This window comes from Luteimonas salinisoli (assembly GCF_013425525.1).
Classification (GTDB): Bacteria; Pseudomonadota; Gammaproteobacteria; order Xanthomonadales; family Xanthomonadaceae; genus Luteimonas; species Luteimonas salinisoli.
Genome location: NZ_JACCKA010000038.1, coordinates 24,758 through 34,308, shown reverse-complemented (window position 1 = coordinate 34,308; position 9,551 = coordinate 24,758). Strand labels below are relative to the sequence as shown.

The window sequence follows — 9,551 nt, the reverse complement described above, 5'->3', positions numbered from 1 at the left end:
GGGAGGCGGCCGCTCAGTGTGCGGCCGGCGCGACCGCGGAGGCGGGAACGGCGCTCGCGACGTCGCGCCGCAGGAAGTCGCCGGCCTGGTCGGGGGTGAGCGGGCGCGACAGCAGGTAGCCCTGGAGTACGTCGCAGCCGGCCTGGCGCAGGTATTCGAACTGCACGGCATCCTCCACGCCCTCGGCCACCACCTCCAGCCGCAGCTGGTGCGCCATGGCGATGATCGCCGTGGTGATCGCCTCGCCGTCGCCGGGGATCTCCCGCACGAAGCTGCCGTCGATCTTGAGCTGGTCGAGCGGCAGCCGCGGCAGGTAGGCCATCGACGAGAAACCGGTGCCGAAGTCGTCGATCGACAGCCGGATGCCGCGTGCGTGCAGCCGTTGCAGCAGGGCGATGTGCGCTTCCGCGTTCTCCAGCAGCAGGCTCTCGGTGATCTCCAGTTCCAGCCGCTCCGGGGCGAGCCCGCTGGCGGTGAGGGTGGCGTCGATGAACTCGGGCAGCTGCGCATCGCGCATCTGCCGCACCGAGACGTTCACCGCCACCCGGAAGCCGTCCAGCCCCTGCGCCTGCCACAGCATCATCTGCCGGCAGGCGGCGCGGATCACCCAGCGGCCGAGCGGCAGGATCAGGCCGCTCTCCTCGGCCAGCGGGATGAACTCCGACGGCGGGATGGTGCCCAGCTCGGGATGGTGCCAGCGCGCCAGCGCCTCCAGGCCCACCACGCGGTCGGCGGCGATCGCCAGCTGCGGCTGGTACGCCAGCTCGAGCGCGCCCTGCTCGATCGCCTTGTGCAGCTCAGCCCGCAGGCGCAGGCGATGCTCGTTGCGCTGGTTCATCTCCGGACGGAACAGCTCGAAGGCGTTGCGCCCGTTGCGCTTGGCCTGGTACAGCGCGGTGTCGGCGTGGGAGGTGAGTCCATGCAGATCGGCGGCGTCGCGCGGCGCCAGGGAGATGCCGCAGCTGACGGTGACGTGCAGTTCATGGCCGGCCACCGGGAACGGCGTCTCGAACTGCGCCATCACCCGCCTGCCGAACGTGTCGGCCTCGGCCACCGAGTCCAGCGGCACCAGCACGATCGCGAACTCGTCGCCGCCGATCCGGTACACCGCGTCCTCCTGGCGCGCCGCGGCCTGCAGGCGCGCGGCGATCTGGCCGAGCAGGACATCGCCCTGGTGGTGACCGAGCGAGTCGTTGATCGCCTTGAAGCCGTCGACGTCGAGCAGCAGCAGGCCGAGGCGGCAGTTCTCGCCGCGTCCGTGGAGCCGGTCGTCCAGCTGCCGGCTGAAGGCATTGCGGTTGGGCAGGCCGGTGACCGGATCGTAGTGCGCCATGCGGTCGAGCTGGAGCTCGGCGCTGTGCACCTGCCTGCGCATGCGCGACATCAGCAGCACGCTGAAGGCCAGCGCGCCCAGGCCGACCAGCAGGAACATCGCCACGAAATTGCGGACCCGGGTGTGCAGGCGGTCCAGCGACATGCGCACCGCCAGGGTGCCCACGCGGCGCCCGTCCAGCGCGATCGGCTCGGCGATCGCCAGCTCGCGCAGGTCCACGCGGAAGCCGCGCTCGAGCAGCTGCGCCGACGGCGCGGGCGCCTCGGCCAGGCTGTCGCGATCGAAACCGGCCAGGAGGCTGCCGTCGTCGCGCAGGATCGCCGCCGCCTGCAGGCCCGGCAGGGTGCGCAGCGCCGCCAGCGCTTCGGCACCCGCCTCGGCGTCGTCGAACAACACCGCCGCGGTGCTGTTGATGGCGGTAGCGCCGACCTGTGCGCGGACGTCGCCGACGAAGTCGCTGCGCAGGGTGAGGAACTCGAAGGTGGTCAACAGCGCACCCGCGACCAGCAGCGCCGCCGCCGCGGTGACCACGCTGGTGGTGGTGGCCGAGCGGCCGAGCCGGCCCACGGGCGTCCGCAGCGCGATCACAGCACCCGCCTCGCCAGCCGCAGCAGCCGCGAGCTGAGGACCAGGCGCGCGTGCGCGACGCGGCCGGTATCGACGTCGAAGCGAATCCGGTTGTCCTCGCGCGCCAGCACGATCGCCGCGCCGTTGCCGCCGACGGTGCCGCCGTCGCTGACGGTGAGCAGTCCACCGCGGGCCAGTGCCGACGCCAGGTCCGTTTCCGCGGCGGGACCGGCGGCGCCCACCACGGCGACGTGGCAGCCGTCCGGCTCGGCGCCGGCCCGCCACCGCTGCACGCTGACGCGGCGCTCGCCGACCGGCTTGCCGTGCAACTCGGTCAACGCCTGGGCGAGCGCATGCCCGGCCTCCACGCACAGTCGCAGCTCGCGCGCCTCGGCCAGGGCCTCGGTCGGCCAGCTGGTGAAGAGGATGAAGTTGTAGACGAACGCCGCTTTCAGCGCCGGCTCCTGCACCTGCGCGTGCGCGGGAACGACGCCCAGGCACAGGACGCCGAGCAGCAGGACCAGCAGTGGCGGGCGGACGCGATCCATGCGGTCAGAACCGGGTGTCCAGCTGCAGCAGGAAGCGGCGGCCGTCCTGTTCGATCGCGTTCTGCAGGAACGCCGGGCCGGCCGGATCGGCGTAGCGCCGGTCGAACAGGTTGTAGACGCCGGCCGAGAGTGCGGTGCGCGGGGTCAGCCGCGGCCAGCGCAGGGTGAGGCTGGAGAGCCAGTGCCCGGCCACCGGCCCATACAGGCCGTCCCGGGAGGAGAGGTAGCGGCCATCGAGGCCGGCGCGCATCGCGCCGTCGAACAGCGGCACCGCCAGCTGCAGTTTGGCCATCCGCTGCGGCGCCGCCATCACTGCGTCCTCGCTGGCGTCGACGTCGAGGTTCGTCCACTCCCAGGAGGCGCGCAGGCTGGCGCCGCCGAGCCAGCTGCGTTCGATGCCCAGTTCCGCTCCGGTGACCTGCACCGAATCAGTGTTCTCGAAGACCAGCTGGCCGTTGTCGGGATCGGTGACCTGGGTAACCAGGTCGCGCGAGCGGTAGCGATAGGCAGAGGCCTGCAGGCGGGTGTGCGCGTCGAGGTGACGGACGTAGGCGAGCTCGCCGGTGCGGATCCGCTCCGAGCCGAGACCGGGATTGGCGCGCTGGATGCCTTCGCCCTCGCCGTCCTCGAGTTCGCCTGCGGCGATGCCGTAGTAGCGCTCGTAGGCGTTGGGAGTGCGGAACGCCTCCCCTGCGATCGCCTTGAAGGTATCGCGCTCGGTCGGGCGCCAGATCAGCGCCAGGCGCGGGCTGAGCCGCCGGACGCCCTCGGATTCCACGTCGTAGCGCAGCCCGGCGTTGACCAGCAGGCGGTCGCCGACGGCGATCTGGTCCTCCACGAACAGCCCGTAGCGATGCGCGCTGCGGCTGTCGTCGGCATAGCTCCAGAACGGGTCGACGTCGACGTTGAACTGGCGCAGGCGCTGGTCCCAGCGCGCATCCGCGCCGACCACCAGGGTGTGCCCGGCGATGGCCGTGGAAACCGCCTGAATTCCGCCGCCGGCCCAGCGCGCGCGGCTCAGATCGACGTTGAGCAGGTCGCCGCCGTCCTCGCCGTCGTAGACGTAGAGGCCGTCGTAGGCGAACCGGCCGGCGGTGAGGTGGCCGGACAGCGCCAGGCCTTCGCCGGGTTCCCGGTGCCAGGCGAGGGTGGCCTGGCTGCGGGCGTCGCGGGTGTAGGGGCGGGGATCGTTGAAGCGCTGCGCGTAGGAGGCGGTGGGAATGCCCTTGCTGCGCGAGGCGTGGAGCAGGGTGAAGGCGAACTCGCCGCTGCTGGCCTTGAGCAGCAGGCGGTGTGCGCTGTCGTCGTCGTTGCCGACCGCCACGCCGTCGTTGCCGGCCGGTGCGTCGAACTCGGGAAAGTACAGGTCGCGGCCGTCGCTGGCGAAGGCGCTGGCGGCGAGCAGCAGTTCGCGCCCGCGCGCGTCCTGCCAGCCGCCGCGCAGGGCGATTCCGCGATGGCCGTCGCTGCCGTGCTCGAGCCGCAGCTCCGGATCCCGGTAGTCGCCGGCGTCGCGGGTCATGACATTGACCACGCCGAAGAAGGCGCTGGACCCGTAGACGGACGATCCCGGCCCCGGCACGTATTCGATGCGCTCCACCAGGTCCATGTCCAGCGCGAAGTCGGTGCCGACGTTGGCCTGGTCGTAGATCGGATCGTTGTTGCGGACGCCGTCGACCAGCAGCAGGAAGCGGCTGCCGAAGTCGCCGGGCCTCAGGAAGCCGCGGGCGCCGAGGTAGGCGTAGTTGCGGTCGTAGCTGGCGAACAGGCCGGGGAGGCTGGCGAGCGCTTCGCCCAGGGTGCGCCAGCCATGGTCGCGGATCTGACCGGCGGTGATCACCCGCACCGCGGAAGGCGCCTCGCGCGCGTCCTGCCGGAACCGCGAGGCGGTACTGACCTCCAGGTCGAGCAGGCGTTCGATGGGCAGCGCGGCGAGGTCGGCAGCGGACGGCTCGGCCGCGAACGCGCCGCTGCAGGCCAGCGCGAGCGCCGCGGCGACGGCCGGGCGCAGGCCCGAAGGCGCGCTCGGTGCGGCGGGCGAGGGAGGATCGGGCGGTCGTGGCATTGGGCGGCATCGCGCGGCGGTGGGGATGGCCGGCCACCGTTCCGCGCACTCACCCCCGGCCACCGGTGTCAGGCACCGGTTCGTCGGCGACGGAATGCGGGCGCAGGGTCCCGACGCCTCATTAGCGGCGGTGTCGGTAGCGCCTTGAGGGTTCCGCACCGGGCCGGGGCGGCGGCACGTTCAGCTATATGATCGCCAGCGGCGGGCGTCGGGGCGACGGCCGACGCAGCGGGATCAGGCCGTCATGCCGCTGTGGCGCAGCAGCGCGTCGATGCCGGGTTCGCGGCCGCGGAATGCGCGGAAGTTCTCCAGCGCCGGACGGCTGCCGCCGCGCGCGAGGATCTCGTCGCGGAAGCGTGTACCGGTCGCCGCCAGCCGCTCCGGCGCCTCCTCGAACGCGGCGTAGGCGTCGGCGCTCAGCACCTCGGCCCACTTGTAGCTGTAGTAACCGGCGGCGTACCCGCCGGCGAAGACGTGCGCGAACTGGTGCGCAAAGCGGTGCCAGTCGGGCGGCCTGTTCACCGCGACCTCGTCGCGCACCCGCTCCAGCAACTGCATCACGCTCCCCTGCCGCGGATCGAAGCGGCTGTGCAGTTCCATGTCGAACAGCGCGAACTCGAGCTGGCGGACCGTCTGCATCCCGCTCTGGAAGTTGCGCGCGGCGAGCATGCGCTCGAACAGCGCGCGCGGCAGCGGCTCGCCGGTGTCGACGTGCGCGGTCATCGCCCGCACCCGCTCCCACTCCCAGCAGAAGTTCTCCATGAACTGGCTGGGCAGCTCGACCGCATCCCATTCCACGCCGTTGATGCCGGCCACCGGCAGCTCACCGATCTCGGTCAGCAGCTGGTGCAGGCCGTGGCCCATTTCATGGAACAGGGTGGTGACTTCTTCATGGGTGAAGGTTGCCGGCCCGCCGTCGCCGCCGCGACCGAAGTTGCAGACCAGGTACACCACCGGCGTCTGGGTGCCGCCGGCGCGGGTGCGGCGGTTGCGGCAATCGTCCATCCAGGCGCCGCCGCGCTTGCCCTCGCGGGCGTAGAGGTCGAGGTAGAACTGGCCGACCAGGCGGCCCCCGGGATCGCTGAGCCGGTAGAAACGTACGTCCTCGTGCCACACCGGGGCCTGGTCGGGCTCGACCCGCAGGCCGTACAGCGCCTGGATCAGCTCGAACAGCCCGGCCAGCACCTTCGGCTCGGTGAAATACTGCTTCACCTCCTGCCCGGAGATGCTGTAGCGCGCCTGCCGCAGCTTCTCGCTGGCGTAGGCCAGGTCCCAGGGCTGCAGCGCGTCGAGCCCGAGAGCGTCGCAGGCGAACGCCTCCAGCTCGGCGCGGTCGCGGCGCGCGAACGGCAGCGCACGTCCGGCCAGGTCGCGGAGGAACGCCAGCACCTCCTCCGCCGAGCCGGCCATCTTGGTGGCCAGCGACACCTCCGCGTAGCTGCCGAAGCCGAGCAGCGCCGCCAGCTCCCCGCGTAGCGCAAGGATGCGCTCGATCAGCGCCGAGTTGTCCAGCTCCGCCGGCCCGTGCTCCGATGCCCGCACCCCGTAGCCGCGGTACAGCGCCTCGCGCAGCGCGCGATCGTCGGCGTAGGCCTGCACCGGAAGGTAGCAGGGCATCTGCAGGGTCAGCCGGTAGCCCGGCCGCGCTTCCTTTTCGGCCGCGGCGCGGCACATGGCGACCACGTCGCCGGGCAGCCCGGCCAGGCGGCCGGGGTCGTCGACATACAGCGAGAACGCGTCGGTGGCGTCGAGCACGTTCTCCGAGAACTTCGCCGACAGCGCGGCGAGCTCCTCCTGCGCTTCGGCGAAGCGCGCCTTGCGCTCGTCCGGCAGTTCGGCGCCGCCGAGGCGGAAATCGCGCAGTGCGTTCTCGACCACCCGGCGCCGGGCCGCATCGTATCCGGCGAACTCCGGCGCCTCGGCCAGTGCGCGGAACTGCCCGTGCAGCGCCAGATTCTGGCCGAGCGCGCTGCGGAAACGCGTGATCCGCGGCAGGTTGGCGTTGTAGGCCTCGCGCAGCGCCTTCGAGTTCATCACCGCCTGCAGATGGGTCACCTGCCCCCAGGCGCGGTCCAGGCGCTCGGTGGCGTCCTGCAGCGGCGTCACGAAGCCGTCCCAGTTCACCGGCGCGACTGTCTCGGTCTTCCGCACCGCCGCCTCGGCCTCGGCCAGCAGCGCATCGACGGCGGGGCCGACGTGTCCGGGGCGGATCGCGTCGAAACGCGGCAGGCCGGAGAAGTCGAGCAGCGGGTTCTGGGTCATGGCGGATTCGGCGGCGGCGAGGCTGCGATTCTAGTCGGTCCGGCGCGGTGCGCCGCTCTGCCGCTCAGGCAAGCGGCGCGGGATAAGGGTGCTTCTGCAGCACTTGCGCCAGATGCACGGCGTTGCTGGCGGCGGTGCGCACGCTGTCGGCGACCTTCTTCGGAGTGCTTTCCAGGTCCTTGAAGTCGGTGCTGCCCATCGCCTCGCCCACCCAGTACGGGGCGGCGCCGGCGGGCACGGTGAAGCCGACGTCGGCCAGCGCCTGGTACAGCTCGGCGGTGACGTGGTGCGCACCGTCCTCGTTGCCGACTACGGCGGCCACCGCCACGCGGCCGAAGGTGGGATAGCGGCCCTGGTCGTCGATCTCGCCGAGGAAGGCGTCCATGCGCTCGAGCACCCGCTTGGCGACGCTGGAGGGCTGCCCGAGCCAGATCGGCGTGGCCAGCACCAGGATCTGCGCCTCGAGCAGCCGGCGACGCAGGTCCGGCCACCGGTCGCCCTCGCCCTCGTCGGCGCTCACGCCCGGCTTGACGTCCAGATCGACCACGCGCACGTGGTCGGTCTCGACCCCCAGTGCTGACATCGCGTCCAGCACCTGGTCGAGCAGCTTCTGGGTGGAGGACGGGGCCGGGCCGCGGGTGAGGGTGCAGTTCATGCCGAAGGCGCGCAGGGTCATGGTCGCGTTCCTTCCGGTGCGGGTGGGCGCCCAGTTTCGGCCCGGCGCGGTCCACGGCGCGTCATGGCGGGCCCGGCGGGCGCTTCGCGTCCGGCAGCGCGCGGGCGCGACCGTCCGCCGCGGGTTCCTCGTCGGGAAGCTCGCGCCGTTCGCCGTACCACAGCTCCAGCCCGTGCCGCGACCGGAGCATTCGCCGGCCGCGTATCGCCAGGCGCCAGAGCAGGGCGAGCTGCTGCGGCACCGAGTGGGTGCGGAGCTTGCGTCCCGAGGTGAGCACGTGCTCGCGCAGGATCACGAAGCGGCCGCTGCGCGCCAGCGCGCGGCTCATCGCCACGTCCTCGCCGGCGTACCAGCGCTCGTCGAAGCCGCCCGCGGCCTCGAACGCCGGGCGCGTGCAGAACAGGAAGCATCCCGGCGCGATCCGCGCCAGCCGGAAGCCGAGCACCGACAGCGCGACCAGGGCGCGTACGTGCAGCGGCTGGTACCCGTCGAACCGAACCGCGCAGCCGCCGCCGGCCGCGCCCGCGGCCAGTGCCGCCCGCGCCGCCCGCACCACCGCGGCCTCCACGTGGGTGTCGGCGTCGACGAACAGCAGCCAGTCGCCGTCGGCGGCGCGCGCGCCGGCGTTTCGGGCGGCGGCGATGTGGCGATGCGCCACCTGGACCACCCGCGCGCCGGCCGCACCGGCGATGGCCGCGGTGGCGTCGGTCGAGGCGTCGTCCACCACCACGATCTCGTACGGCACGCCGCAAGCGGCGACGGCGGCGTGCAGCGCCGCGAGGGTGGCGCCGATGCGGCGCGCCTCGTCGTGGGCGGGCACCACCACCGATAGCCGAGACGCGCCGGTCAGGGGCAATCCGCTCGTGGAGGCCGTTGGCCGTGCCGGCATGGTCAGGACGGCTGCGCCGGAGGCGGCGCGGTGGCATCTGCTTCGCGGCTTTGCTCCGCTCCCGGCGAGTCGGTTTCCGTGGCACTGGCGCGCCGCGATGGCGGCGTGCCGGCGTCGGGCTCGTGGACCACGGCGCGCAGCCGCGGCAGCGCCTGCGGATGGTGCGCGGCCAGGAAATCGATCATGCCCTCGCGCACCGCGCAGCGCAGGTCGAACAGGCTGCCCGAGTCCCTGGCGCTGACCAGCAGCCGCACCTGGATGGTGGTCTCGGCGGTCTCGGTCACCTGCGCCACGCAGACGCGGCCGTCCCAGCGCGAATCCTGTCCGCACAATCGCTGCAGTTCCGCGCGCACTTCGGCCATCGGTGTGCGGTAGTCGAGCCACAGGAAGGCGGTGCCCAGCAGCTGCGCGCTGGTGCGGGTCCAGTTCTGGAACGGGTTCTCGATGAACCAGGTCAGCGGCACCACCAGCCGGCGCTCGTCCCAGATCCGTACCACCACGTAGGCGCTGGTGATCTCCTCGACGCGGCCCCACTCGCCGTCGACGATCACCACGTCGTCGAGCCGGATCGGCTGGGTCAGGGCGATCTGCAGCCCGGCGATCAGATTGCCGAACACCGGCCGCGCGGCGATGCCGGCGACCAGGCCGATGATGCCGGCCGAGGCCAGCAGGGTGGCGCCGATCTGGCGGATCGCCGGGAAGGTCATCAGCGCCAGCGCCACGCCGACGAGGATGATCGCACCCTGGATCACCCGGCTGATCACCGCGGTCTGGGTCTGGACGCGGCGGGCCTGCAGGTTGTCGGCCACGTCCACCGGGTGCTCGCGCAGGATCCGGCGCTCGACCGCACCGACCGCGCGCACCGCCAGCCAGGTCAGGCACAGCAGGCCGCCGATCCCGAGCCAGTGCTGGATGCGGCCGATCCACTCGGGCGGCAGCGGGGTCGCGGTGACCGCCAGGCTCAGGAACAGCAGCGGCAACGCCACCGCCGCAGGGACCGCCACCACCTGCGCCACGCGCGCACGCAGGTGGGTGGCTGCGCGGGTCCGGGCGCGCGCGGCGAGCGCGAGCAGCCCGCGACGCACCAGCAGCCCCAGCGCCAGCGCGATCAGCAGCGGCCACGCGATCGCGCCGAGTTGGCTCCAGTCCTGCATGCGCCGGGCGGGGCTCCGATGGGGCGGGGAGCCGCCATCATGGGCGGGCGCGCGTCA

The 9,551-nt window shown here is 72.6% G+C and carries 7 protein-coding genes; all 7 read right to left on the bottom strand.

The features are described from left to right. Positions 1-13: 13 nt before the first annotated feature. The 7 genes from H0E84_RS05290 to H0E84_RS05260 all read right to left on the bottom strand — a co-directional run bounded on the left by H0E84_RS05290 (position 14) and on the right by H0E84_RS05260 (position 9,494). On the bottom strand, positions 14-1,921 hold the full coding sequence (locus H0E84_RS05290) for an EAL domain-containing protein (RefSeq protein ID WP_180677595.1): 1,908 nt from the start codon (positions 1,919-1,921) through the stop codon (positions 14-16). Further along, entirely contained in the window at positions 1,918-2,448 is a 531-nt protein-coding gene (locus H0E84_RS05285; protein WP_180677594.1) for a YfiR family protein, read from the bottom strand. The genes H0E84_RS05290 and H0E84_RS05285 overlap by 4 nt, the downstream gene beginning before the upstream one ends. A 4-nt stretch (positions 2,449-2,452) precedes the next feature. Continuing rightward, entirely contained in the window at positions 2,453-4,513 is a 2,061-nt protein-coding gene (locus H0E84_RS05280) for a TonB-dependent receptor plug domain-containing protein (protein WP_180677593.1), read from the bottom strand. Between the two features lie 234 nt (positions 4,514-4,747). After that, positions 4,748-6,775, bottom strand: coding sequence for a M3 family metallopeptidase (locus H0E84_RS05275; RefSeq protein WP_180677592.1), 2,028 nt, complete (start codon positions 6,773-6,775; stop codon positions 4,748-4,750). A gap of 64 nt (positions 6,776-6,839) precedes the next feature. Beyond that, on the bottom strand, positions 6,840-7,451 hold the full coding sequence (locus H0E84_RS05270; RefSeq protein WP_180677591.1) for a flavodoxin family protein: 612 nt from the start codon (positions 7,449-7,451) through the stop codon (positions 6,840-6,842). 61 nt (positions 7,452-7,512) lie between these two features. Further along, positions 7,513-8,340: a glycosyltransferase gene (locus tag H0E84_RS05265; protein WP_180677590.1), complete on the bottom strand. Its 828-nt coding sequence runs from the start codon at positions 8,338-8,340 to the stop codon at positions 7,513-7,515. Between the two features lie 2 nt (positions 8,341-8,342). Further along, on the bottom strand, positions 8,343-9,494 hold the full coding sequence (locus H0E84_RS05260; RefSeq protein ID WP_180677589.1) for a mechanosensitive ion channel family protein: 1,152 nt from the start codon (positions 9,492-9,494) through the stop codon (positions 8,343-8,345). Positions 9,495-9,551 lie beyond the last annotated feature (57 nt).